Source organism: Curtobacterium sp. Curtsp22 (assembly GCF_059492135.1).
On the sequence record NZ_CP168519.1, the window covers coordinates 952,964 to 978,513 of the forward strand.

At 70.8% G+C, this 25,550-nt stretch carries 21 protein-coding genes and 1 other RNA gene; 4 read left to right on the top strand and 18 right to left on the bottom strand.

Annotated elements, in window-relative coordinates:
* Window positions 1–9 precede the first annotated feature (9 nt).
* From ACEN8D_RS04525 to ACEN8D_RS04555, 7 genes are all read right to left on the bottom strand, one after another.
* A complete protein-coding gene (locus ACEN8D_RS04525; RefSeq protein WP_413398886.1) occupies window positions 10–783 on the bottom strand; it encodes a hypothetical protein in 774 nt (257 codons plus the stop codon).
* 157 nt (window positions 784–940) lie between these two features.
* Window positions 941–1,318, bottom strand: a transfer-messenger RNA (tmRNA) gene (ssrA, locus tag ACEN8D_RS04530).
* Window positions 1,319–1,414: 96 nt separating this feature from the next.
* The gene (gene smpB / locus ACEN8D_RS04535; RefSeq protein ID WP_022907777.1) at window positions 1,415–1,891 is read right to left on the bottom strand and encodes an SsrA-binding protein SmpB; all 477 of its coding nucleotides are present in this window, start codon (window positions 1,889–1,891) and stop codon (window positions 1,415–1,417) included.
* Window positions 1,892–2,096: 205 nt separating this feature from the next.
* The gene (gene ftsX, locus ACEN8D_RS04540; RefSeq protein ID WP_070416381.1) at window positions 2,097–3,011 is read right to left on the bottom strand and encodes a permease-like cell division protein FtsX; all 915 of its coding nucleotides are present in this window, start codon (window positions 3,009–3,011) and stop codon (window positions 2,097–2,099) included.
* Window positions 3,008–3,763, bottom strand: a complete 756-nt coding sequence (ftsE, locus tag ACEN8D_RS04545) for a cell division ATP-binding protein FtsE (protein ID WP_070416382.1) — start codon at window positions 3,761–3,763, stop codon at window positions 3,008–3,010. The genes ftsX and ftsE overlap by 4 nt, the downstream gene beginning before the upstream one ends.
* A gap of 51 nt (window positions 3,764–3,814) precedes the next feature.
* Window positions 3,815–4,924: a peptide chain release factor 2 gene (gene prfB / locus ACEN8D_RS04550; protein WP_070419094.1), complete on the bottom strand. Its 1,110-nt coding sequence runs from the start codon at window positions 4,922–4,924 to the stop codon at window positions 3,815–3,817.
* A gap of 61 nt (window positions 4,925–4,985) precedes the next feature.
* Window positions 4,986–6,149, bottom strand: a complete 1,164-nt coding sequence (locus ACEN8D_RS04555) for a cysteine desulfurase family protein (protein WP_309779820.1) — start codon at window positions 6,147–6,149, stop codon at window positions 4,986–4,988.
* Window positions 6,150–6,207: 58 nt separating this feature from the next.
* On the opposite strand from ACEN8D_RS04555, the gene ACEN8D_RS04560 reads away from it, so the two are divergent.
* The 3 genes from ACEN8D_RS04560 to glgB all read left to right on the top strand — a co-directional run bounded on the left by ACEN8D_RS04560 (window position 6,208) and on the right by glgB (window position 13,121).
* Window positions 6,208–8,226, top strand: coding sequence for a glycogen debranching protein (locus ACEN8D_RS04560; protein WP_309779821.1), 2,019 nt, complete (start codon window positions 6,208–6,210; stop codon window positions 8,224–8,226).
* Between the two features lie 141 nt (window positions 8,227–8,367).
* Window positions 8,368–10,368, top strand: coding sequence for an alpha-1,4-glucan--maltose-1-phosphate maltosyltransferase (locus ACEN8D_RS04565; RefSeq protein ID WP_413399580.1), 2,001 nt, complete (start codon window positions 8,368–8,370; stop codon window positions 10,366–10,368).
* The gene (gene glgB, locus ACEN8D_RS04570) at window positions 10,365–13,121 is read left to right on the top strand and encodes a 1,4-alpha-glucan branching protein GlgB (protein ID WP_495601172.1); all 2,757 of its coding nucleotides are present in this window, start codon (window positions 10,365–10,367) and stop codon (window positions 13,119–13,121) included. Before ACEN8D_RS04565 ends, glgB begins: the two co-directional genes overlap by 4 nt.
* 239 nt (window positions 13,122–13,360) lie before the next feature.
* Here the strand turns inward: glgB and ACEN8D_RS04575 are convergent, their stop codons facing one another.
* Together ACEN8D_RS04575 and ACEN8D_RS04580 are read right to left on the bottom strand one after the other, a co-directional pair.
* Window positions 13,361–14,365: a tetratricopeptide repeat protein gene (locus tag ACEN8D_RS04575; RefSeq protein WP_413461835.1), complete on the bottom strand. Its 1,005-nt coding sequence runs from the start codon at window positions 14,363–14,365 to the stop codon at window positions 13,361–13,363.
* Window positions 14,362–16,098 carry a DUF8094 domain-containing protein gene (locus ACEN8D_RS04580; protein WP_495601173.1) on the bottom strand — a complete coding sequence of 579 codons (1,737 nt, stop codon included), beginning with the start codon at window positions 16,096–16,098 and terminating at the stop codon, window positions 14,362–14,364. The genes ACEN8D_RS04575 and ACEN8D_RS04580 overlap by 4 nt, the downstream gene beginning before the upstream one ends.
* Window positions 16,099–16,284: 186 nt before the next feature.
* Here ACEN8D_RS04580 and ACEN8D_RS04585 point away from each other — a divergent pair, with 186 nt between their 5' ends.
* Window positions 16,285–18,177 carry a coiled-coil domain-containing protein gene (locus ACEN8D_RS04585; protein ID WP_309779828.1) on the top strand — a complete coding sequence of 631 codons (1,893 nt, stop codon included), beginning with the start codon at window positions 16,285–16,287 and terminating at the stop codon, window positions 18,175–18,177.
* 89 nt (window positions 18,178–18,266) lie between these two features.
* On the opposite strand, the gene ACEN8D_RS04590 is transcribed toward ACEN8D_RS04585, so the two are convergent.
* The 9 genes from ACEN8D_RS04590 to rpsB all read right to left on the bottom strand — a co-directional run bounded on the left by ACEN8D_RS04590 (window position 18,267) and on the right by rpsB (window position 25,296).
* On the bottom strand, window positions 18,267–18,995 hold the full coding sequence (locus tag ACEN8D_RS04590) for an alpha/beta hydrolase (RefSeq protein WP_413399131.1): 729 nt from the start codon (window positions 18,993–18,995) through the stop codon (window positions 18,267–18,269).
* The gene (locus ACEN8D_RS04595) at window positions 18,992–19,297 is read right to left on the bottom strand and encodes an Rv1322 family protein (RefSeq protein WP_413399132.1); all 306 of its coding nucleotides are present in this window, start codon (window positions 19,295–19,297) and stop codon (window positions 18,992–18,994) included. Before ACEN8D_RS04595 ends, ACEN8D_RS04590 begins: the two co-directional genes overlap by 4 nt.
* A gap of 14 nt (window positions 19,298–19,311) precedes the next feature.
* The gene (locus tag ACEN8D_RS04600) at window positions 19,312–20,304 is read right to left on the bottom strand and encodes an aggregation-promoting factor C-terminal-like domain-containing protein (protein ID WP_413399133.1); all 993 of its coding nucleotides are present in this window, start codon (window positions 20,302–20,304) and stop codon (window positions 19,312–19,314) included.
* Window positions 20,305–20,364: 60 nt separating this feature from the next.
* On the bottom strand, window positions 20,365–20,913 hold the full coding sequence (locus tag ACEN8D_RS04605) for a DivIVA domain-containing protein (protein WP_413399134.1): 549 nt from the start codon (window positions 20,911–20,913) through the stop codon (window positions 20,365–20,367).
* A 68-nt stretch (window positions 20,914–20,981) separates the two neighbouring features.
* On the bottom strand, window positions 20,982–21,974 hold the full coding sequence (locus tag ACEN8D_RS04610; RefSeq protein ID WP_413399135.1) for a phosphatidate cytidylyltransferase: 993 nt from the start codon (window positions 21,972–21,974) through the stop codon (window positions 20,982–20,984).
* On the bottom strand, window positions 21,974–22,528 hold the full coding sequence (gene frr / locus ACEN8D_RS04615) for a ribosome recycling factor (RefSeq protein WP_070416389.1): 555 nt from the start codon (window positions 22,526–22,528) through the stop codon (window positions 21,974–21,976). Before frr ends, ACEN8D_RS04610 begins: the two co-directional genes overlap by 1 nt.
* Before the next feature lie 47 nt (window positions 22,529–22,575).
* A complete protein-coding gene (gene pyrH / locus ACEN8D_RS04620; protein WP_070416390.1) occupies window positions 22,576–23,295 on the bottom strand; it encodes a UMP kinase in 720 nt (239 codons plus the stop codon).
* A gap of 153 nt (window positions 23,296–23,448) precedes the next feature.
* Window positions 23,449–24,276, bottom strand: coding sequence for a translation elongation factor Ts (tsf, locus tag ACEN8D_RS04625; protein ID WP_309888856.1), 828 nt, complete (start codon window positions 24,274–24,276; stop codon window positions 23,449–23,451).
* A gap of 81 nt (window positions 24,277–24,357) precedes the next feature.
* Window positions 24,358–25,296, bottom strand: coding sequence for a 30S ribosomal protein S2 (gene rpsB / locus ACEN8D_RS04630; RefSeq protein WP_413399136.1), 939 nt, complete (start codon window positions 25,294–25,296; stop codon window positions 24,358–24,360).
* Window positions 25,297–25,550: the final 254 nt, after the last annotated feature.

The following is a 25,550-nucleotide window of genomic DNA, read 5'->3' on the forward strand; positions in this document are numbered from 1 at the left end:
GCCCTCAGGCTACTTCTTCTCGGGCTTCTTCTTGCTCTTCTTGTCCGACTTCTTCTTGTCGTCCGGCTTCTTGTCCGACTTCTTGTCCGACTTCTTCTTCGCGTCCTGCTTCTTGCCGGACTTCTTCTTGTCGGACTTCTGCTTGCCCTTCTTGTCCGGCTCGGGCTCGGGCTCGGGCGACTCGACCCCGTCGACGGGCTCGACCACCACCGCGCTCCCCGTGTCGGCGAGGACGTCGACCTCGTGCTCCTCGAGCGTCGGCGCGAGGGCGTCCTCCACTCGCTCGACGACGATCGACGCACCGTCCTCGGCGAGCCGGACGAGCGCCTGGGCTGCCCGGACGCGGGTCGTCGTCTTCCGGGCGAGCACGTCGGCGCGGGCACCCTCGAGGAAGGCACGGAGTGACCGTTCGACCACCGAACGACCCCGCGGCGCCGAACGGTCGAGGCGGTCGAGCTCACCGGCCACACCGGACACGTCGTCCTCGACGTGCGCCTGCCGCACGGACTCGATGAGCGCGGCGATCGCGGCGGCCCCACGCTCGACGGCTGCGGATCGCTGGTCGAGCACGACGAGCATCTCGATCACCGAGCCGTACGTCACCGTCTCGAGGCGGACCGGCTCGGCCCCACGCCCGCGGATGACCAACCGGGCGTCCGGCGTCGGCAGCCACGCGGCCAGCGCAGCGACGGTCGCGACCGAGGCCACCGCCCGCTCGTAGTCGGCGAGCACCACTCGCTCCTGCTCGCGCAGACGGACTCGGATCGCGATCTCCTGCACCACGTGGACCTCCCGTTCGTGGGCACGGGCGTGTTCCCGCGCCTGCTGCGGATCGTAGTCCTCGGAGGTGGCCGGACAGCGAACGCCCCGGCATCGTCCGGGGACGGGTGTCGGGGCGTTCGGTGTGGCAGTGCGTGACAGCGGTGCGGCGTCCGACGAATGGTGGAGATGGGGGGAATCGAACCCCCGTCCATCGCTGCAATTCGACGTCTTCTACGGGCGTATCCGGATGGTTCGTTCTGCTCGGCCCCGTCCTTTGCTACCGGCTTCTAGGACGACGGGCCCAGTCTCAGTGCAAGTCCCGCACGGCCCTGAGGCGCAACCGTGCAGCAAGTCCTCTGGATGACGCCGGAACTCAGGTTAGAAGACGATCACCTGGCCGACGGACTTCATGTGCTGGGCTGCTTACGCAGCGAGAGCGAAGTCAGTGCGCTTGGAATTGGCACTTGTTGTTTTCCACGGATCGTTGACGAGATGACCGTGGGTCCTCGGCCCGCTTCCCGTCGGCACACAGGCAATGTCGAAACCGATCATCCCCATGCGGGCCGGACGTGCGAACCGCTGTCACGCTCTTGAGTTGCCAATGCTCCGATCGGAGCAGTCCCTCAGTCTAGCCGACCGAGGTGCACCGGCGCTACTCGCCGACGCGGTTCCGGGTGCGCATGGCCCGCTCGGCCTCGCGCTTGTCCGTCTTCTCGCGCAGGGCCTGGCGCTTGTCGAACTCCCGCTTGCCCTTCGCGACCGCGATCTCCACCTTGGCCCGGCCGTCGTGGAAGTAGATCTGCAGCGGCACGAGGGTGTAGCCGCCCTGCGCCGTCTTGTGCGAGATCTTCACGATCTGCTGCTTGTGGAGGAGCAGCTTGCGCTTGCGCCGGGGAGCGTGGTTGTTCCACGTGCCCTCGGTGTACTCGGGGATGTGCACGGCGTCGAGCCAGGCTTCGCCGCCGTCGATGAAGGCGTACCCGTCGACGAGCGAGGCGCGCCCTTCGCGGAGGGACTTCACCTCGGTGCCGGACAACACCATGCCGGCCTCGTACGTGTCCTCGATCAGGTAGTCGTGACGCGCGCGACGGTTCGTCGCCACGATCTTCTCGCCGCGTTCCTTCGCCATGCGTGTCTCCTTCCGTGCGGTCGCTGCGGATGCGCAGCCCCACAGACTACCCAACGCGCGGCGCCCACCGCACCTTCCCGGCGCGCCGCCCGCGCCGGGGCGGGATCGGCTGCCGCCGAGACTCGGCCACGCGGACACCTTCGCGGCACCGGAGGCACGAAAGTGTCCGCCGGCCCGAGACTCGGCCAGCACGACCGCCGACGCGTCAGACCTTCAGGTAGCGGCGGATCGCGACGAAGGCGGACAGTCCCGCCAGCACGATGCCGATCACGATCACCGACGGCACCACGACGGCCGCGTCCCCCATGCCGATGAACGCCGTGCCCGAGAACCGCTGCGCGAGGTAGTTCCGCACGAAGAACCAGACCACCGCAGTGATCGCGCCACCGGCCAGGACGGCCCCGATGGCAGCGGCGATCACCCCCTCGAGCACGAAGGGTGTCTGGATGAACCGGTTCGACGCCCCCACCAGGCGCATGATGCCGAGCTCTCGCCGTCGACTGAACGCGGACAACCGGATCGTGGTGGCGATGAGCAGCACGGCGGCGACGAGCATGAGCGCCGCGATGCCGATCGCCGTGTACGACGAGGCGTTGAGCAGGTTGAAGATCGGTTGCAGGTACCCGCGCTGGTCGACCACGCTCTGCACGCCGGCGACCTTCGACAGGCTCTCGACGAGGACGTCCGCCTGCGACGGGTTCTTCAGGTTCACCCAGAACGTCTCGTTGAGGTACTCGGGCTTGACGAACTCCGTCGCCGGCGAGTCCTTGAACTGCTGTTTGAACCGGTCGTACGCCTGGTCCTGGTCCTCGTAGTACGTCTTCTCGATGTACGGCTTGAGGGTCGACGAGTCGAGCTGCTCCTGGACCTGCTTGCGCTGGTCGTCGGTGGCCTTGGCCCCCGTGCAGTTACCAGTGGTGTCGGTGTCGGTGCAGAGGTAGACCGCGACCTGCGCCCGGTCGTACCAGTACCCCTTCATCTGGTTGATCTGCATCTGGAGCAGGATCGCGGTGCCGACGAAGGTGAGCGAGATGAAGGTCACGAGGACGACGGACACGACCATGGACGCGTTGCGCCGCAGGCCCGAGCCGACCTCGGACATGACGAGCCCGAGCCTCATCGGATGATCCCCGGGATGGTCTGGATGCCGGTGGTGTTCGAGACGCCCGCGCGCTGGATCGGCACGGCCTGGGTCTGGTAGCCGCCGGACTGCTCGTCGCGCAGGATCGTCCCGTTCGAGAGCTCGATGACGCGGCGCTGCATCTGGTTGACGATGCTGGCGTCGTGGGTCGCCATGAGCACGGTGGTGCCTCCCTGGTTGATGCGTTCGAGGAGCGCCATGATGCCGGCCGAGGTCGTCGGGTCGAGGTTGCCGGTGGGCTCGTCGGCGAGGAGGATCGCCGGCTTGTTGACGACGGCTCGGGCGATCGCCACGCGCTGCTGCTCACCGCCGGAGAGTTCGTGCGGCATGCGGGTCGCCTTGCCGGCGAGGCCCACGAGCTTCAGCACGTCGGTGACGGCCTCGCTGATGAAGCCCTTGCTCTTGCCGATCACCTGCAGCGAGAACGCGACGTTGTCGAACACGTTCTTGTTCGGCAGGAGCCGGAAGTCCTGGAAGACCACGCCGAGGTTGCGACGGAAGTACGGGACCTTGCGCGACGACAGGGCGCCGAGCCGCTGCCCGAGCACGTGGATCTGCCCGCGCGACGGCTTCTCCTCCTTCAGCACGAGGCGGAGGAAGCTGGACTTGCCGGACCCGGACGCGCCCACGAGGAAGACGAACTCCCCCTTGAGGATCTCGAGGGAGATGGCGTCGAGGGCGGGGCTCGGGTTGCCCGAGTACACCTTGGTGACCTGGTCGAATTTGATCATGACCGGATCAGGGTAGGTCGCGTCGCCCGGAAATCAACCGAGGCGCGCGGCTCAGGAATCGTCGGATTGCTTGCGCCAGCGGATGCCCGCGTTGATGAACCCGTCGAGGTCACCGTCGAACACGGCTGAGGGGTTGTTCACCTCGTGCTCGCTCCGCAGGTCCTTGACCATCTGGTACGGCGCCAGCACGTACGAGCGGATCTGGTCGCCCCAGCTCGCCGTGATGTTGCCGGCCAGTTCCTTCTTCTTCGCGTTCTCCTCTTCCTTCTTGAGGAGCAGGAGGCGCGACTGCAGCACGCGCATGGCGGCGGCACGGTTCTGGATCTGGGACTTCTCGTTCTGCATCGAGACGACGGTGCCGGTCGGGATGTGGGTCAGGCGGACCGCGGAGTCCGTCGTGTTGACCGACTGCCCACCGGGGCCCGACGAGCGGAACACGTCGACGCGGATGTCGTTCTCGGGGATGTCGATCGACTCGGTCTCCGGCATGAGCGGGATGACCTCGACCGCGGCGAACGACGTCTGCCGCTTGCCCGCGGCGCCGAACGGCGACATCCGGACGAGGCGGTGGGTGCCGGCCTCGACCGACAGGGTGCCGAACGCGTGCGGGGCGTCGACCTCGAACGTGGCGGACTTGATGCCCGCTTCTTCCGCGTAGGACGTGTCCATCACGGTGGTCTTGTAGCCGTGCTGCTCCGAGTAGCGGAGGTACATGCGCAGCAGCATCTCGGCGAAGTCCGCGGCGTCGACACCACCGGCACCGGCACGGATCGTGATGACCGCGGGGCGGTCGTCGTACTCACCGTCGAGGAGCGTCTGCACCTCGAGGTCGCCCATCGTCTTCTGGATCGCCTTGAGCTCGGCAGCAGCTTCGTCGGCGGAGTCCTGGTCGTCGGCCTCGTTCGCCATCTCGACCAACACCTCGAGGTCGTCGATGCGGCGCTCGGTGTCGGTGATCTTCTTCAGCTCCGACTGCCGGTGCGAGAGCGCGCTCGTCACCTGCTGCGCGTGCTCGACGTCGTCCCAGAGGTCCTGGGCCCCGGCCTGCTCGCTGAGGTCGGCGATCTCACGCTGCAGGCGGTCGACGTCGACCACCGAGCGGATGTTGCCGAAGGTCTCGCGGAGGGCGGAGAGCTGCTCGGTGAAGTCCAGTTCGACCATGATCACCGATCCTACCGGTGCTTCCCAGCCCGGGAGGCGCGGCTCGGCCCCGGTGGACCGGTCAGCGTCCCAGGAGCGGTTCCCTCGACGCCATCCCCGCGGCTCCGGCGCGCGCCACCGCGTCCGGCAGGGCGGCGAGGAACGCGTCGACGTCGGCGTCGGTCGTGGTGTGCCCGAGCGTGATCCGGAGCGCACCGCGGGCGTCCTGCTCCGACAGGCCCATCGCGAGCAGGACGTGCGAGGCCTCGGGCACGCCGGCTTGGCACGCCGAACCGGTCGACACGGCGACCCCGGCCGCGTCGAGCAGGAAGAGCAGCGAGTCCCCCTCGCAGCCCGGGAACGTGAAGTGCGCGTTGCCGGGGAGTCGGTCGACCGGGTCCCCCATCAGCACCGCGGTGGGCACCGCTGCCCGCACCCCGGCGACGAGCCGGTCCCGCAGCGCCCGGACGTCCGCGTGCGGCATCGCGGCCGCGACCCCGAAGGCCGCCGCTGCCGGGGCGTCCTGCGTCCCGCTCCGCACCTGGCGCTGCTGCCCGCCCCCGTGGATGAGCGGCTCGACGGTCGCACGACGGCCGAGCACGAGCGCGCCGATGCCGACCGGGCCGCCGATCTTGTGCGCCGACACGCTCAACGCGTCGAGCCCGGAGGCGGCGAACGACACCGGTACCTGGCCGTACGCGGCGACCGCGTCGCTGTGGACGGGCACGCCCGCGGCGTGCGCGAGCTCGACGATCCGCGACACCGGCGCGATCGTGCCGACCTCGTTGTTCGCCCACAGGAACGTGACCAGGGCGACGTCCGAGGCGTCGGCGAGCCGCGCCTCCAGGGCAACCAGGTCGACGCGACCCTGCGCGTCCAACGGGACCACGTCGACGACCGCGCCCTCGTGGCGCTCGAGCCACTCGACGGTGTCGACCGTCGCGTGGTGCTCCCCGCCGGGGACGACGATGCGCGGGCGCGGACGGTCCTGCTGCCGCGCCCAGAACATGCCCTTCACGGCGAGGTTGATGCTCTCGGTGCCGCCGGAGGTGAAGACGACCTCGACCGGGTCGGCGTCGAGCGAGGCGGCGACGGCGGCGCGGCCGTCCTCGAGCAGCATCTTCGCCTGCTGCCCCGCGCTGTGGATCGACGACGGGTTGCCGACGGTGCCGAGCGCGGCGGTGAACGCGGCGAGCGCCTCCGGCAGGATCGGCGTCGTCGCGGCGTGGTCGAGGTAGACCGGCATCTGCACCCCCTGAACGAGCGTTTCCAGGATACTCGTCGGTCCTCGTACCCTTGGTGCCATGCACGAGACGGCGATCGACGAGACCCCGGGGTTCCTCCTGACCGCCGACGTCCCGCGGTTCTCGGTGCGGACGGCGACGGCGACGGCCGTGTCGGTCGTGGTCGACGGCCGCGGCACGTTCCCGCTGACGCGGTCCGGCGACGTCTGGGCGGGTGCCGTGCCGGGAGTCGAACCCGGGGACACGTACCACCTGCTCGTGGACGGTCCCGCCGGTCCGTTCGACGAGTTCGACGCGGAGCGTCCGCTGCTCGACCCGTACGCCCGTGGGATCGTGCGCGGCACCGGACCACGCTGGACGGGTGTCGTGGTCGACGACGCGTTCGACTGGGGCGGGGTGGTCAAGCCGACGACGCCGCTCGACCGGGTCGTCGTGTACGAGGCGAACGTCCGGACCCTGACCGCGACGAACCCGGCCGTCCCGGAGGACCTCCGCGGCACGTACGCCGGCGTCGCCCACGAGAGCACCATCGCGCACCTGCACCGGATCGGCGTGACCACGCTCGAGCTGCTGCCCGTGCACGCCTTCGACACCGAACGGTGGCTGCGGGACGCCGGACGCGAGAACGCCTGGGGCTACAACACGCTCGGGTTCTTCGCGCCGCACGCGGCCCACGCCTCCCCCGGTGCGCGGGCCGAGGGCGCCTCCGCGGTGCTGCGCGAGTTCAAGGGCATGGTCCGGCTCCTGCACGCCGCCGGGATCCAGGTCGTCCTCGACGTCGTCTACAACCACACCGCGGAAGAGGGCCTCGGCGGCCCGACGACCTCGCTCCGGGGCATCGACGGGGCGAACCGCTACCGGTGGACCGCCGACGGCGCCTCGTACTACGACACCACCGGCTGCGGCAACACCCTCGACACCTCGGTCGAGGCCACGGCCGACCTCATCGTCGACAGCCTGCGCTACTGGGCGCGCGAGGTGCAGGTCGACGGGTTCCGGTTCGACCTGATGGCGGCGCTCGGCCGCGACGCCGACCACGTGTTCGACCCGTCGCACCCGCTGCTCGAGCGGATCCGGAACCACCCGGACCTGCAGGACACCCTGGTCATCGCCGAACCGTGGGACGTCGGACCGGACGGGTGGAAGACGGGCTCGTTCGGCGCGCGGACGAGCGAGTGGAACGACGGCTTCCGGAACACCGTGCGGCAGTTCTGGCTCACCGACATCGCCGAGGAGCGACGCCACGGCGCCCCCGCCACCGGCATCGGCGCGCTCGCCGGGGCCCTGACCGGCTCGCGCCACCTCTTCGACACGGCACGCGGGCCGCTCGCCGGCATCAACTTCGTCACCGCCCACGACGGCTTCACCCTGCTCGACCTGGTGTCGTACGACGGCAAGCACAACGAGGCGAACGGCGAGGAGAACCGCGACGGCTCGAACGACAACCGCTCGTTCAACCACGGCATCGAGGGCGACACCGCCGACCGCGGCGTGCGGGCGGCGCGGGGCCGATCGATGCGGAACCTCGTCGCGACGCTCATGCTCTCCGCGGGCGTGCCGATGCTCACCGCCGGCGACGAGCGGAGCCGGACGCAGCACGGCAACAACAACGCCTACGTCGTGTCCGAGGACCTCACCCCGGTCGACTGGTCGGACGACGAGGACGCCGAGGCGATGACCGAGGCCGTCTCGGCGCTCGCACGGCTCCGCGCCGCGCACCCCGCGCTCCGGCCGACCCGGTTCGGCGTCGAGGGGCAGGAGACCCCCGGCGCGTCCCGGATGTCCTGGTACGGGCCCGACGGCCACCCGATGACGGCCGAGGGGTGGGACCAGCCGATCCACCGCGCACTGCAGTACTTCGTCGAGTCGACGCCGGAGCACGAGCCGTTCGACCGCGTCCTCGTGGTGGTGCACGGCAGCGGGCGCACGCGGGACATGACGCTGCCCGTGCGCGAGGACGTGCTCGGGTACCGGCTCGCCTGGTCCAGCGAGAAGCACCGCGACCACGAGCGGCTCCGGCCCGCGGGTCAGGTGTTCACGGCGTACGGGCCGGGCATCCACGTGTTCGAGATCGCCTGACGGCGGCCCGTCCAGGAGGCGCGGGTCGGCTCCGGCACGACGGTCGCGCGGTGCTCCTCCACAGCGCCACGGCGCGCCCGGGTCTCCACGGACGGCACGTTCCGGGGAACGCGGAGGCGCTCGCCGGGTAGCGTCGGCTCCGTGGCCACTGCAGACCGACCCCGCCGACCGAAGATCGGGCGCATCCCGATCACCGAGCTCGCCCCCACGACGCCCAACGGGTTCCCCGGCAAGGCGTTCGACGGCGAGGTGATCACGTTCGGTGCGACCGTCTTCCGCGAAGGGCACGGTGTCATCGGCGCCGACCTCGTCCTCGAACGACCGGACGGCGGCACCCGGACGGTCCCGATGGTGCTCGTCGCCCCGGGCACCGACCGCTACGAAGCGACCGTCCAGGTCGACCACACCGGCGTGTGGACGTGGCACGTCGAGTCCTACGCCGACGACTGGTCGTCCTGGCTGCACGGTGCCCGCCTGAAGATCGCCGCGGGCGTCGACACCGAGGCCACCCTGCTCGACGGGGCGGCGCTCCTCGACCGACTCGCCGACGAGACCGACTCCCCCGCCGCCACGCGTGCGGCGGCGCGCATCCGCGACACCGACCTCGACCCGGCCGAACGACTCGCCGCCGTCGACGACCCGCGCATCACGGGCGAGGTCGAAGAAGCGCCGCTCACCTCGCTCCGGACGCACTCGCCCACGCAGTTGCTCGACGTCGAGCGCACCCGCGCCGGTGTCGGCGCCTGGTACGAGTTCTTCCCCCGCAGCGAAGGCGCGAAGAAGAACCCCGACGGCTCGTGGAAGAGCGGCGACTTCCGCACCGCGGCACGACGGCTCCCGGGTGTCGCCCGCATGGGCTTCGACGTGGTGTACCTCCCGCCGATCCACCCCATCGGCACGACCGCGCGCAAGGGCCCGAACAACACGCTCACCCCCGGCCTGCACGACCCCGGCAGCCCGTGGGCCATCGGCGGCCCCGACGGCGGGCACGACGCCATCCACCCGGACCTCGGCACCGAGGACGACTTCCGCGACTTCGTCGAGACGGCGAAGAACACCGGGATGGAGGTCGCGCTCGACTTCGCCCTGCAGTGCTCGCCCGACCACCCCTGGGTCACCGAGCACCCCGAGTGGTTCACGGTGCGCGCGGACGGCTCCATCGCCACGGCCGAGAACCCGCCGAAGCGCTACCAGGACATCTACCCGATCCAGTTCGACACCGACCCCGAGGGGATCGTCGCCGAGGTCCTGCGGGTCCTGCGCCACTGGATCGCACTCGGCATCCGGATCTTCCGCGTGGACAACCCGCACACCAAGCCGCTCTGGTTCTGGGAGCGGGTCATCCGCGAGATCCGCGACGAGCACCCCGACACCGTGTTCCTCGCCGAGGCGTTCACGCGCCCGGCGATGATGCGCGCCCTCGCCGAGGTCGGGTTCCAGCAGTCGTACTCGTACTTCACGTGGCGGAACTCGAAGGACGAGATCGCCGACTACTTCGACGAGCTCTCGCACGAGACGAGCGCGTACCTGCGTCCGAACCTGTTCGTGAACACGCCCGACATCCTCACCGAGTACCTGCAGTTCGGCGGCCGCGCCGGGTACAAGATCCGTGCGGCGCTCGCGGCCACCGGTGCGCCGACGTGGGGGATGTACTCCGGGTACGAGCTGTTCGAGGACGTCGCACGCCCCGGCTCGGAAGAGAACATCGACAACGAGAAGTACGAGTACAAGCCTCGTGACTTCGCCCTGGCCGAGGCCGAGGGTGCGAGCCTTGCGCCGTACGTGACGATGCTCAACCGCTTCCGGCAGGCGCACCCGGCGCTCCGCCAGCTCCGGAACCTGCACGTGCACGACGCCGAGGACCCGGCGATCGTCGTGTACTCCAAGCACCTGCCCGGACGGTTCATCCGCTCCGGGCGCGACGACACCGTGATCGTCGTCGCGAACGTCGACCCCCACTCGGCCCGTGAGACCACGGTCCACCTCGACCTCGCCGCCCTCGGCCTCGACCCGGAGCAGGCGTTCGACGTCCGCGACGTCGTGACCGGGCAGCGCTGGGTCTGGGGATCGTCGAACTACGTCCGCCTGGACGCGTTCCAGGAACCCGTGCACCTGCTCGTCGTGGAGGGACCCCACCGATGACCGACACCCACCCCGAGGACGACGCATCGACGGCAGCGCCGAACGACCGCGGGCAGGGGCCGAGCGTTCCGCCGGTGCCGCCGCCCCCGCCGCCCGTGCTGCCCCGCCGCATGCCGGCCGACACCCCGCGCCCGACGCACCCGGCACAGCACGTCGCACCGGAGACGCCGGCAGCCGGAGGACCGCGTCCGACCGCCTCCCCGGAGCCCGCTGCGCCCCGCTACGAGCCGCGTGTCTCGGCGCCCGGCGAGGACCTGCCGGGTGCACCCCCGGCCCGACGGGAAGCGCCGGACCGCGACGTCGCCGAATCGGCCACGCTCGCCGGACACGCGTCCGACGCGGCCCACCCGCGGCACGTCACGGTCGAGGCGGTCGAGTCCGTCGAGCGGTCCGCGGCCGCCGGTGACGGCACAGGAGGCGCGACCGGCGTCGCGACGTCGGCCGACGCGGGCGACACGGACGGCCCCGGCGACGGGGCGGACGCGCCCACCAGCGAAGGCGGCAGCCCGCTCGTCGCGACGAGCGAGGCGGGGTCGACCCGCGCCTCCCGTCCGACCGACACCACGCCGGAGACGACCGGCCCGCGTCCCGCCCCCGTCGAGGAGTGGCTCCGCCAGCAGGTCGCCGAGGCCCGCTGGTCCCAGCCCCACGACGTCCTCGGACCGCACCCCGTCGACGGCGGCACGAGCGTCCGTGTGGTCCGCCACCTCGCGACCGCCGTGCGGATCGTACGGCCGGACGGCCACGACGTCGAGCTCACGCACGAGGGCGACGGCCTCTGGGCCGGCGCGACCCCCGGCGAGCTCGGACGGTACCGGGTCGAGGCCGACTACGACCCGGACCCGTCGACCGACAGCGACGACATCACCTGGACGACCGACGACGCCTACCGGTTCCCCCCGACGATCGGCGAGCTCGACCTGCACCTCTTCGGCGAGGGCCGTGACGAGCAGCTGTGGCACCACCTCGGCGCGCACGTCACCACGGTCGACGGCGTGGACGGCGTCTCGTTCACGCTCTGGGCCCCGCGGGCGACCGCAGCCCGGGTGATCGGTGACTTCGAGGGCTGGGAAGGCCGCACCACCGCGATGCGTCGCCTGACCGACCTCGGTGTCTGGGAGCTGTTCTGGCCCGGCGCCCTCGTCGGTCAGCGGTACAAGTTCCAGCTCCTCACCGACTCCGGCTGGGTGGAGCGGGCCGACCCGTTCGCCCGGCGGACCGAGGTCCCGCCGCTGACCGCCTCCGTGATCGACGAGTCGCACCACGAGTGGTCCGACGGCGACGCGCAGTGGATGGAGCACCGGGCACGGACGACCACGCACGACCGTCCGATGAGCGTCTACGAGGTCCACCTCGGTTCGTGGCGTCCGGGGCTGTCCTACCGCGAGGTCGCCGATCAACTCATCGGCCACGTCCAGTACACGGGCTTCACCCACGTGCAGTTCCTGCCGCTCGCCGAGCACCCCTTCGGCGGATCGTGGGGCTACCAGGTCACGGGCTACTACGCCCCGACTGCCCGGTTCGGCTCCCCCGACGACCTCCGGTACCTCGTCGACCGGCTGCACTCCGCCGGCATCGGCGTGATCATGGACTGGGTCCCCGGGCACTTCCCGAAGGACGAGTGGGCCCTGGCGAAGTTCGACGGCTACGCGCTGTTCGAGCACCCGGACCCCCGCCGTGGCGAGCAGCTCGACTGGGGCACGTACGTGTTCGACTTCGGACAGCCGCAGGTCCGCAACTTCCTCGTCGCGAACGCGCTCTACTGGCTCGAGGAGTTCCACATCGACGGGCTCCGCGTGGACGCCGTCGCCTCGATGCTGTACCTCGACTACTCGCGCACCGAGTGGCTGCCGAACATCCACGGCGGACGCGAGAACCTCGAGGCGATCTCGTTCCTGCAGGAGACGAACGCGACCGCGTACAAGCGCTACCCGGGCATCGTGATGATCGCCGAGGAGAGCACCTCGTGGCCGGGCGTCACGCAGCCGACCAGCGCGGGTGGTCTCGGGTTCGGCCAGAAGTGGAACATGGGCTGGATGCACGACACCCTGCAGTACATCGAGCGCGACCCGGCGTACCGCAGCTACCACCATGACGAGATCACGTTCTCGTTCGTGTACGCGTTCAGCGAGCAGTTCACCCTGCCGATCAGCCACGACGAGGTCGTGCACGGCAAGGGATCGCTCTACGGCAAGATGCCCGGCGACGAGTGGCAGAAGCTCGCGAACGTGCGGGCCTACCTCGCGTTCATGTGGGCGCACCCCGGCAAGCAGCTGCTCTTCATGGGGCAGGAGTTCGCCCAGCCCAGCGAGTGGTCCGAGGCGCGCGGACTGGACTGGTGGCTCCTGGACGACCCGGGGCACCGCGGTGTGCAGGACCTCGTGTCCTCGCTCAACCGGGTGTACCGCGAGACGCCGGCGCTCTGGACGCACGACGCCACGGCCGACGGCTTCGAGTGGATCGAGGGTGGCGACGCGCCGCACTCGACGCTCGGGTTCCTGCGGAAGGACGGCGACGACCGGCTCGCGGTGTTCGTGAACTTCTCCGGTGTGCCGGTCGAGCGACGCTTCGGGTTGCCGGCGGCCGGTGCCTGGCACGAGGTCCTCAACACCGACGCCTCCGAGTACGGCGGGTCGGGCGTGGGGAACCTCGGCGTGGTCACGGCCGACGACACCCCGTGGGCGGGGCGTCCGGCGTCCGCGCACCTCGTGGTGCCGCCGCTCGGCGCGGTCTGGCTGAAGCTGGCGCGCTAGCCCCGCGCACGACACGGACGGGAGGCGCGGTGCCAGTCGGCACCGCGCCTCCCGTCCGTCGTGCGGTCGCGTCCCGGACGCGACCACGACCGCGGTGCAGGACCACGGTGTGGAACCACGAAACCGACGTCGAACCAGGGTGCGACCGTGGTTCGACGTCGGTTTCGTGGTTCGACGCTCGCGTCGGCGCGCCCGGCGCGCCCCGCGCGCCCGGCGCCGGCGCGCCGGCGCGTCGGCGCTCAGTACAGGGCGCTCGCCAGACGCCGGCGCGCGGCGACCACGCGCGGGTCCTCGGTGCCGATCAGCTCGAAGTACTCGACGAGCCGCGCGCGGAGCGCCTCGCGCTCGTCCCCGAACACCGTCGGGACGAGGTCGAGCAGCCGGCCGAACGCGTCGTCGACGTGCCCGCCCGAGATGTCGAGGTCGGCGACCGCGAGCTGCGCCTGCACGTCGGAGGGCCCGGCGGCCGCAGCAGCCCGGATGTCGTCAGCGGTGCGACCGTTCAGCCGGTCGAGCAGCGACACCTGTGCGAGCCCGGCGACGGCCATCTGGTCGTGCGGGTCCTGCGCGATCGCGGTCTTGTACTCCTGGATCGCGGTGGCGTAGTCGCCCTGCTCGATCGCGTCGTACGCGGCCTGGTGGTGCGGCGGCAGCGGCTCCGGCTCGGGCTCACCCTGCTCGACGGCGTCGGCCGGGGCCGCTCCGTCGACCGTGACGCGGCCGGAGACACCGTTCTCGGCGGCAGCGGCCAGGACCTGCTCGTAGACGTCGCGGACCTGCGCCTCGGGCAGCGCACCGACGAAGAGCCCGAGGGGGCGTCCGCCGATGAGCGCGGCCACGGTCGGGATCGACTGCGCCTGGAACGCCTGCACGAGCTGCGGGTTCGTGTCGGCGTCGACCTTGGCGAGCAGCACGCGGCCGTCGTACTCGGCGGTGAGCTGCTCGAGGATCGGCGAGAGCTGCTTGCACGGCCCGCACCACTCGGCCCAGATGTCGACGATCACGGGGACGATCGTGGAGAGCTGCAGGACGTCCTGGAAGGTCTGGTCGGTGACGTCGAGGACGAGCGACGGGACGGTCAGGTCGGCACCGGTCTCGCTGCCGGGAGCACCGGCGGCGACGCCGGACCCGGGGCCGCCGGCAGCGGCCCCGCCGGGCTGGGGCGGCCGCTGGGCGCGGTCCACCAGGGACGACAGGTCGACGGCTCCGCGGAGACCGGACGGGGTCGGGGGGACGTTGGTCATTGCACCTCACTCGCTGCTGTCAGGCCCTGCGTGAACCCGAGCAGGACCACTTTGTCATCGGTGCCCACCGGGGGCACGTAGAAGAGCAGCTGCACGCCGTAGGTCGCGCTGATGCCCTTCGTGCTGGAGTCGACACCGGAGAGCGCCTTCACCGCACCCTCGGTGTTCACCTCGGCGCCGGCCGCGGTCGGCGTGACCTTCTCGACCTCGTTCAGGTCGGCGGACACGAGCGCTCCGGCACCGTCCGTCGCGATCGCCACGGCGCTGTCGTCGGGGACCTCGGACGAGTACTCGATCTTCGCGGTGTCCGGCAGCGACTCGGACTTCTTGTCCTTGTAGGCCTTGCCGATGGTCGACCGGAGGCCGTCGCCGTCCGCCTGGAACAGCGACGCGTACGAGCTGTCCTTGTCCTTGGAGAGGATGTTGCCGTACGCCTTCGCGATCTCGTCGGGTGCGATGGCGAGCAGCTTCGTGTTCGACGCGAGCAGGGCGGCGCCGATCGACGTGGGCGCGAGGCTCGGGATCTTCGCCGCGGCCTCGAGCGAGACGTCGTAGGCGACCTTGTAGTCGTCGCGGGCGGAGTCCTGCACGAGCGTCAGCGCCTGCGGGGCCGACTTCGCGTCGCAGTCCTCGGCGACGACCGCGAACACGGTGCGCGGCCACGAGTCGGTCTGCTGCGGCAGCGCCACGCACACCTGCTCCCCCGAGATCGTCGGCGGGGCGTCGACGTCCGAGTCCTTGCCGCGGATCGTGTAGTTCGCCGCGCGCAGGTCGAGGGCCGCACCCGTGAACCGCTGCTCGGCGAGCTTCGCGTCGCGAGCGTCGTCGGCACGCTTCGCCACGTACGCGACCCGCTGGACGATCCGGGTGATCTGCTGCTTCGTGGCGGCGGTCGGCTCGGTCTGCGCAGCCGTCCCGGTCGCCGTCGCGGTGGGCGTCGGGCTGGCCGCGGACGCCCCCTGCGGCCAGTAGTCGGACGAACAGCCGGCGAGACCGAGGGCCCCGACGAGCAGGACCGGGATCGCCACGAACGCCCGGCGGCCGCGACGACCGCGGACCGGTACCTGGGCGCCGGCGGCCGCGGCACGGCGTGAGGCACGCACGCGCGGCGGGCGGGAGCCCCCGCTGCGGCGGCGCGGTCCGCGACCACGACGCTGGTGCACGAACGCCCAGACGAGCAGGACGATGCCGCCGACGAGGAACACGCCACCGGCGACGAGGAGCGGACCGACCGACGGCGTCGCGGTGTCGCGCGGCCACGTGACCGAGACGTCGCTCGGCGCCGCGGCCGTGCCGTCGCCGACGATGATCACGCTGACGTCCTCGGGCAGACGGACGGTGAACTGTCCGGCACTGTCGTACTCCTGGTACCAGAGGTCGCTTCCCGCGGGGTTCGGCACGGTGGACTCGGACCCGGTCGTGCGGCCGACGAGCTTCGCCTGCTCGGCGTCGAACCGCATCGTCGTGTGCTTCGCGTCGCCGATCCAGGCGTCGACGTCGCTCGTCTTGCCGTAGGCCGCGAACACCTTGCCGGAGCCGGAGACGTTGATGCGCTGGTAGCCGGGGTTGGCGTTGAGCGTCGAACCCGGGATCACGGTCACCGGGGCGGAGCTCTTCGAGGACGATGCCGCGACGAGGGTCGATGGTGGCTCGAACACGGTCCGTTGGCCGACCGCGAGCGCGACGAGCAGCAGACCGATGACGAAACTGACGATCGCCAGGACGAATCGCACGGATCTTCTCCCTACCGCGCCGGGGGTGGGGTGTCGGCGCGCGAATCAGCGCTCCAGGATAGCGAGGGAGTCTGGGCGGCGCATCCCCTACCGCTGTCGGCGGTCACAGCCCGCCGTCCCCGCACGCCACTACAATCGTGGCCGGGCCTTCCCTGTGCCCTCCGCCGAGCACCCAGGAGCGAACACGTGGCGAACGACGAGGCAGAGTTCGGGACCGAGCTGCGCGGGTACCGCCGCGAAGACGTGGACCGCGCGCTGAACGATCTGCGTCGCGAGCTCATCAAGTCGAACAACGACCGCGCTGACGCCGCGAAGGAGATCCGACTCCTGCAAGCACGCGTCTCCGAGCTGCAGGGCGAGCTCGACGAGGCCGGCACCCCCACGTACAGCGGACTCGGCACCCGTCTCGAGTCGACCCTCCGCGTCGCCGAGGAACAGTCCACGCGGCTCATCAGCCAGGCCGACATCGACGCGCAGCGGCTCCGTGCCTCGAGCCGCGCCGAGGCCGACCGCACCCTGCGCGAGGCGCAGGACGAAGCCCGCGACACGCTCGAGGACGCCCGCACCCGGTCGACGAACGAGCTCACCCGTGCCCGCGCCGAGTCGGCCGACACCGTCGAACGCGCCCGCGCCGAGGCCGGGCTCCTGACGCAGGACGCCCGCAACGAGGCCGCCGCGATCCGCGGTGCCGCCGTGACCGAGGCGGCCGAGGTCCGCTCGGTCGCGATCCGCGAGACGAACGCGCTGCGCGCCCAGGTCGAGCACGAGGTCGCCGAGCTCCGCGAGGTCACCCAGCGCGAGTCCGCCGAGGCCCGTCGCGCCGCCGCCGACCTCGACCGCGAGACCGAGCACCGCCGCAGCGTGTTCGAGGCCGACCACGCCCGCCGCGTCGAGGACCTCGACCGCGACGAGACCACCCGCCGCGACGCCCTCGAGCGCGAGATCGCCGAGGGTCGCGCCGCCTGGCACCGTGAGCGCGACGACGAGCAGCAGGCCCACGCGCTCGAGCTCGAGACCGGACGCGCCGACCTCGCCGCCGAGGTCGACCGCCGTCGCGCCGAGCTCGACACCGAGCTCGCCGACCGCCGCCGTGTCCTCGACGAGGAGCTCGCGGCCGCCCGCGCCGAGTGGGACCGCGAACTCGCCTCGGCCCGCGCCGCGCTCGAGCAGGAGATCGAGGCTGCACGCGCCCAGCTCCGCGTCGACGAGGAGCAGACCCGCACCGAGAACGCCCGGCTGGTGCAGGAGACCGCGGACCGCATCGCCCGCGAACTCGACGAGCACGCGACGCGCATCGAGCGGGAGCGCGCCGAGGCCGAGGCGACCGCGGAACGCGCCGCCCGCGAGCACGAGAACGAACTCGCCGCCCGCCGCGAACGCGAACACGCCGAGGTCGACACCGAGATCGCCGACCGCCGCACCGCCGAGCTCGGCACGCTCGAGGCCGAGCGCACGGCGCTCCGGCAGGAGATCGACACGGCCCGTGCCGACCTCACCCGCGAGCGCGACGAGGTCCGTGCCGAGATCGCCCGCGAACGCGACGAGGCCCGCACGACCCTCGAGTCGGAACTCGCCGCCCGACGCGACGACGCCGAGCAGGACTACCTGCAGAAGCACCACGACACGGTCACCGAGACGCAGAAGTACCTCGACGAGGCGAACCTGCAGCTCGCCGAGGCGACGCGCCGCGCGACCGAGGCACGCGAACGGGCCGAGCGCCTCCAGCAGGAGGCCGACGACCTCGAGCGCTCCAGCACCTCGGACGCGCAGGAGCACGCACGCACGATCGTCGCGGACGCCCAGGACCGCGTGCACAAGATGATCGCCGATGCCGAGGAGCGCACCGCCGCGATCATCGCCGAGTCCGAGGACCGCCTCGCGGCCATCCGGACCGAACGCGACGCCGTCGCCGGCTACCTCGAGAACCTCCGCGGGGTCCTGACCAACGCGACCGGTCTGCTCGGCACGGCACCGTCGGTCGACGCCGCGGAGCCGGCCGAGCTCGTGATCGAGCCCGACGACGAGTCGGTCACCGACGACGCGACGGTCACCGACGACGAGGACGCGACCACGCGCTGAGCGTCGGCCGGTCCAGGAGGCGCGACCCGCGCCTCCTGGACCGGCCCGCGTCGGCGACGCGACCCGTTCCCCGCGACCCGGCCCGTCCGTCAGTCGGTGACGTGCGTCGGCAGCGGTGCACTGCCCGGCACGACGAGGTCCGCGATCGCGTCGAGCACGATCCGGACGTACTTCTCCCCCACCCAGAGGTGCTTCGCCCCCTCGACCGGGACGACACGGACGTTCGGCGCGATGGCGAACCGACGTGCTGCCTCGTCCGGTTGCAGGAAGTCGTCGTGCTCGGGGACGAGGGCCACGACGGGGACGGACACCTCCGCCCAGCGGGCGATCTCGTCGTCGGTGGCGCGGTGCAGCGGCGGCGAGAGCAGGACGACACCGGCGACCCGGCCGGCCTCGACGTGCTCGAGCGCGTGCTTGAGGATCACCTCGGTGCCGAACGACCACCCGACGAGCCACGGTGTCGGCAGACCGCGGTCCACGACGTCCGTGACGGCGGCGCGCAGGTCGAACCCCTCGGAGACGCCGTCGCCGAAGACGCCCTCGGACGTGCCGCGCGGGGACGTCACCGAGCGGAAGTTGAACCGGAGCACCGCGATGTCCGCGAGGGCCGGGAGCCGGGCCGCCGCCTTCTTCAGCACGTGCGAGTCCATGAAGCCGTGCGCGGTCGGCAGCGGGTGCAGCGTGACGATCGTGCCGCGAGCAGCGTGCTCCAGCGGCTCGGCGAGCTCTCCGACCAGGGTGAGGTGGTCGTCCGTGACGAGCTCGATGTCGGTGCGTCGGGCCGGCAGCTCGGTGTTCGACCGGATCTCGGTGGTCATGCGATGCTCCAGCAGTGGTTGTGCCAGTGGCGACGGGACGCCAGGTCGGCCTCGTCCCCGAGGACACCGTCGGCACGCCAGACGACGACGTGCGCCACGCCGGGCGGTACCGTGCCGCCGCAGCCCGGGCAGATGTACTCCTTCTGCGCCGAGGCGGCGGAGATGGGCTGCACGAGGTACTCACGGCCGCGACGCACCTCGGTGCGCTTCCACGAGCTCATCATCCGGTCGAGACCGGTGGGCTCGTCGTCCTGCTCGGGACCGCGGCCCCGAGGGCGTCGCGGCCGGTTGCTCCGCGGCACCTGCGTTCAGCCGATCAGTACCAGTTGTTCGCGACGCTGTGGCCCCAGGCACCGCACGGCGTGCCGTAGACGCCGGAGATGTAGTTGAGGCCCCAGGTGATCTGCGTCGCCGGGTTCGTCTGCCAGTCAGCGCCGGCCGATGCCATCTTGCTGCCGGGGAGCGCCTGCGGGATTCCGTAGGCACCGCTCGGGTTGTACGCGTTCACGCGCCAGCCCGACTCCTTGTTCCAGAGCGAGACGAGGCAGTTGTACTGGTCGGTCCCCCAGCCGCGCGCGGCCACCATCTCCTGCGCGATGGCCTGGGCGCTGCCCGGGTCCGGCGTCGCAGCGGTCGCCGCGAGGGTGTTCGAGGCGCTCACCGAGGCGGTCTCGTCCGTGGCGGTGTCCGCGTCGGCATCCGTGGTGTCGGTCTCGGTCTTCGGCTTCTCGACGACCTTGGGCTTCGGGAGCGTCACGCCGTACGCGTCGCGGGAGACGTCGAACGCGGCGTAGGTGCCGTGCGCCGTGTACTCCTGCGGGGCAGCCGGCGCCTTGACGAGCACCGGAGCGGAGACCGCTGCCTGGGCCACGTCGGGCTGCAGCGGGTTGAACAGCGAGCCGACGACGATGCCGGACACCGCGAAGAAGGACAGCACCGGCACTGCAGCGCGCTTGCGCACGAAGGTGTTCATGCTCTGCGGAGACGACGACGGCTTCGCGGCTGCGGCGACGGCGCGGGCACGACGCTGCTTGACGATGCGGGGGTCGGCAGGGGTGGCGGGCACCGTGTGGGCGACCGACGCCTGCGCGTCCGTCGTGTCCGACACGCGGTTCGCCGCGACCGACTTGGGGGCGACGGCCGGAGCGGTCGGCACCGATGCCGTGACCACCGTCGGGTTCGCCGGGAGGACCGAGTTCTCCGCCGTGCGGGTTCGGTTCAGTGCCGCGCGGCGCTCACCGGCGGCCGTGAGGCCGAGGTGCTCGCGGGTATCGCGGTCGGAGCTGATGTCTGCCGTGTGCCTGCCCATGAGTTCGACCAGGATAACGGAACGATCACGGAAAGCGAAGCACCCGCCACCAGCGCGTCGTCAGCGGACAGCGAGCATGACCTCGACGACCGCGTCGAGCAGCGCGTCGACCTGCGCTTCGCGGTAGCCGCCATGCTTGGGTCGGAAGACGATCGAGCGGACCTCGGTCAGGCTGAGCGGCTTGCCGTCGCGGAAGTAGCCCTCGAGCCGCTTCGCGAAGGCGTCGACGTCCTTCGGGTGGTACCCGGTGCCGAGGAAGCTGACGCGACCGAAGCGCTGCCCGTCCGGACGCTCGAGACGCGCCACGACGTCGGAGGCCTTCGACCGCGCTTCGGCGTACCAGGCCTTCTGCCCGATTTCCGCGATCTCCCGCTCGCGCTCACGAGCCGCGAAGGCGTCCTCGAGCCGTTCGAGTGCGGCGTCGACGTGTGCGGTGGAGTAGCCGCCTTTGCGCATCGAGAAGGCGGTGGCCCGGATCTTCGCGGCCTCGATCGCCGGAGCGGTGTCGTTCGCCGTGTAGGCGCGGCGGGCGTCCTCGAGGAAGCGCTCGACCTCGTCGACGTCGTATCCGAGGGCGGAGCGGTCTGCGTTCGGGAAGGTGGTGGCCACGGCGACATTCTGCCAGGACCGGACCATGGTGTGACCTGGACGCGCTGGAGCGTGGGCCAGGGGTCCGTTCAGTGGTGGACGACGAGGTACAGCACGTAGGCGACGGCGGCGGACGGCAGGATGCTGTCGATGCGGTCGAGGAGTCCACCGTGCCCGGGCAGGAACGACGAGATGTCCTTGATGCCGAGGTCGCGCTTAATCATCGACTCGGTGAGGTCGCCGAGCGTGGCGGACCCGGAGATGAGCACGCCGAGGATGATGCCCGTCCACCAGGGCAGCCCGAGCATGAGCCACGAGACGAGGATGCCGACGATGATGCTGGCGGCGACCGAGCCCGCGAATCCCTCCCACGTCTTCTTCGGGCTGATCCGGGGCGCCATCGGGTGCTTGCCGAGGTTGAGCCCGGTGGCGTACGCGCCGGTGTCGACCGCGACGACCACGAGGATGAAGCCGATCACCCAGAGCTGCCCGCTGGGCTGTGCCGCCAGCAGCACCACGCAGGCGCCGAGGAGCGTGATGTAGGCCTGTACGAACAAGCCGTTCGTGAGGTCCCGCACTACGTTCCCCACGGCCGGCTTCGGACGCGCGATCGCGACCTCGACCAGGCGCCAGAGGCTGATGAACACGATGCCGCCGAGGAGCGTGAACAGCGCCGGGATCTGACCGCCGATGAACGCCGCCGGCACGATCGCCACACTCACGATGACGCTCGGGATGCGCGGCACGTCGCGCCCGGCGAACCGCATGGCGCTCGCGAGCTCGTAGACGCCGACGCCGAGCAGGAACGCCCCGACGACCATGAACGACGGCTTCCAGATGAGCAACGAGCCGAGCATCACGACCGCGAACGCCAGGGCGATCCCGATCGCGGCCGGCAGGTTGCGTCCGGTGCGTGCCGTCAGCGCCTCGTTGCGGGCGCCGAAGTCGGCCTTCCGCTGCCGGAGCTGCGCCTCGAAGTCAGTGCGTGCGGCTCGTGCGCGCGCGTCGAAGTCCTGACGCAGCCCCTTGGCGGAACGCTTCTCTGCTGTGGGGCGGTCACCGCCCTGGTCCGGACGGTGCATCAGACCTCGAGGAGTTCGGCTTCCTTCTTCTTCAGCGAGTCGTCGATCTGGTCGACGTGCTTCTTCGTCAGGGCCTCGAGGTCCTTGTCGCCACGGGAGATCTCGTCGTCCGAGATCTCGCCCTTCAGCGCGTCGAGGTCGTCCTTGGCCTTGCGGCGGATGTTGCGGATGACGACCTTGTGGTCCTCGCCCTTGCTCCGGACGAGCTTGACGAACTCCTTGCGGCGGTCCTGCGTGAGCTCCGGGATCGTCACGCGGACGATGTCACCGTCGTTCGTCGGGCTGGCGCCGAGGTTCGGGAACGTCGCGATCGCGCGCTCGATCTCCTTGAGCGCCGTCTTGTCGTACGGCGTCACGATGAGCGTGCGGGCCTCGGGGGTCTGCAGCGACGCGAGCTGCGCGAGCGGCGTCGGCGTGCCGTAGTACTCGACCGGGATCTTCTGGAAGAGCGCCGCGTTGATGCGGCCGGTGCGGACGGTCGAGAAGTCGTCCTTGGCGACCTCGACCGCCTTCGCCATCTTCTCGGTGGCTTCGGTCAGGACATCACTGATCACGGTGTTACTCCTTCGGTACTGGCGTCGAGTCTAGTCAGCGGACGGGGTCAGTTGCTGACCACCGTGCCGATGCGCTCGCCCCGGATCGCGGCGGCGACGTTGCCGTCGCCCTCCATGCCGAAGACGTGCATCGGCATGCCGTTGTCCATGCAGAGCGAGAACGCGGTGGCGTCCACGACCTTGAGGCCCTTCAGGAGCGCGTCCTGGTAGGTGACGTGGTGGAGCTTCTCCGCCGTGGCGTCCTTCTTCGGGTCCGCCGTGTAGACGCCGTCGACGCCGTTCTTGGCGACGAGGACCTCTTGCGCGTCGATCTCGAGGGCACGCTGCGCGGCGACCGTGTCGGTCGAGAAGTAGGGCAGGCCCGCCCCGGCACCGAAGATGACGATGCGCCCCTTCTCGAGGTGCCGCTCGGCGCGCCGCGGGATGTACGGCTCGGCGACCTGGGTCATGCTGATCGCCGACTGCACCCGCGTGGCGGCTCCGGCCTGCTCGAGGAAGTCCTGCAGCGCGAGGGCATTCATGACCGTCCCGAGCATGCCCATGTAGTCGGCGCGCCCGCGGTCCATGCCCCGCTGGGAGAGCTCGGCGCCGCGGAAGAAGTTCCCGCCGCCGACGACGATCGCGACCTCGACCTCCTGCGCGGCGACCGCGATCTCCTTCGCGATCGTGCTGATGACGTCCGGGTTCACACCGAGCGAACCGGCACCGAACGCCTCCCCCGACAGCTTCAGCAGGACCCGGCGGCGTCCGGTCTTCTCGTTCGTCATGTGGTCGCACCCTTCGTCGAATGTCTCGTGGGAATCTACCCGGCCGCAGCCGGTCCGGCGGAGGCGGGTCGCGCCTCCAGTCGGTGCTCGCGCGTGTCGGCGCGCGAAAACGGGGCCCGGAACCTGGTGGTTCCGAGCCCCGTCACGGGTTCGTTACGCGCCGACCTTGACGCGGGCGAAGCCCTGGATCGTGATGCCGGCGTTCTCGGCGGCCTTCGCGACGGACAGCTTGTTGTCCTTCGCGTAGTCCTGGTCGAGGAGCGCGACCTGCTTGCGGTAGGCGTTGAGGCGACCCTCGACGATCTTCGGCAGGGCCGCCTCCGGCTTGCCCTCCTCGCGCGTGATCGCCTCGACGGTCGCGCGCTCCTTCTCGATCGCCTCGGCCGGGATCTCGTCCCGCGTGAGGTAGGTCGGGTTCGCGAACGCGACGTGCTGCGCGATGGAACGGGCCTCGGCCGCGTCGGAGCCCGAGTAGGCGATGACGACGGCGATCTGCGGCGGGAGGTCCTGGCTGGTCTTGTGCAGGTAGACCTCGAACGCGTCGCCCTCGACACGGGTGACCGTGCGGAGCGCGAGCTTCTCACCGAGGGCGGCAGCGGCCTCGTCGATGACCTCGGCGACCGTCTTGCCGTCCAGCGGCGCAGCGTTGCCGGCCTCGACGTCGGCGGCACCGGCGGCGGCGACCGCGGCGACGACCTTGTCGGCGAGGGTGGTGAACTTCTCGTTCTTCGCGACGAAGTCGGTCTCGCTCGCGAGCTCGACGACGGTCGCGGCGCCACCGTCGGTCGACGCGACGACGACACCCTCGGAGGTCGCACGGTCGTCGCGCTTGGCGACGGCCTTCGCGCCCTTGATGCGGAGCAGCTCGACGGCCTTGTCGTAGTCGCCGTCGGCCTCGACGAGCGCGTTCTTCGCGTCCATCATGCCGGCCCCGAGGTCCTCGCGGAGCTTCTTCACGTCAGCAAGGCTGTAGTTGGCCATTGACTGGAGTCCTTTCTGGACTGAGCGTTTGTGGAGAGTGGAGCAGGGGCGCCGGACCGATCGGCCCGACGCCCCCGATGGTCACTCGGCGGGGGTGGTCTCCGCAGCGGCCTCGGCCTCGGCCGTCGGCTCTGCGTTCTTCGCGTCGTCGGCGATCGGCTCGCCGATCTCCTTCGCGGCGACCTGCGCGTCAGCGTCGTTCTCTTCGACCGGGGTCTCGGCCTCGGCGGCGGGCGTCGCGGTCGCAGCGGCCGGCGCGGCGGTCTCGCCACCGAGGAGCTCCTGCTCCCACTCGGCGAGGGGCTCGGCCGCAGCCTCGTCGTCGCCACCGTTGTGGCGGGTCTTCAGGCCCTCGGCCGCGGCGTCGGCGACGATGCGGGTGAGGAGACCGACGGAGCGGATCGCGTCGTCGTTGCCCGGGATCGGGTACGTGATCTCGTCGGGGTCGCAGTTGGTGTCGAGGATGCCGATGATCGGGATACCGAGCTTCTGCGCCTCGTCGACGGCGAGGTGCTCCTTCTTGGTGTCGACGATCCAGAGCGCGCTCGGGGTCCGCGTGAGGTTGCGGATACCACCGAGGGTCTTGTGGAGCTTGTCCAGCTCGCGCTTCTTGATGAGGAGCTCCTTCTTGGTGAAGCCCTTCGTCGTGTCGTCGAAGTCGATCTCCTCGAGCTCCTTCATGCGCGCGAGGCGCTTGGAGACCGTCTGGAAGTTCGTGAGCAGACCGCCGAGCCAACGCTGGTTGACGTACGGCTGGCCGACGCGGGTCGCCTGCTCGGCGATGGAGCCCTGGGCCTGCTTCTTGGTGCCCACGAAGAGGATCGTGCCACCGTGCGCGACCGTCTCCTTGACGAAGTCGTACGCGCGGTCGATGAAGGCCAGCGACTGCTGCAGGTCGATGATGTGGATGCCGGAGCGCTCGGCGAGGATGAATCGCTTCACCTTCGGGTTCCACCGACGGGTCTGGTGTCCGAAGTGGACGCCGCTGTCGAGCAGCTGGCGGATGGTGACGACGGCCATGTGCCGTCCTCCTTCTGTCTTCTCGGCGCGCAGCCGTGCTCTCGCACGTCGCTGCGGACCTGTTGCGGTTGTGTCGATCACGACCGTCGGTCGTGGTCCCTGGTGCCCTGGCACGCGACCGCCCGCTCGTGAGAGCGAGACCGATGGTCGGGTGCCGCGCCGGTGACGGCGCTGTGGACACGCGAAGTCAGCGCGCCGGAGCGCACTGCTGATCAGATGCTAGCAGACGGTGGACGCACAGGAGGCGCGGTGCG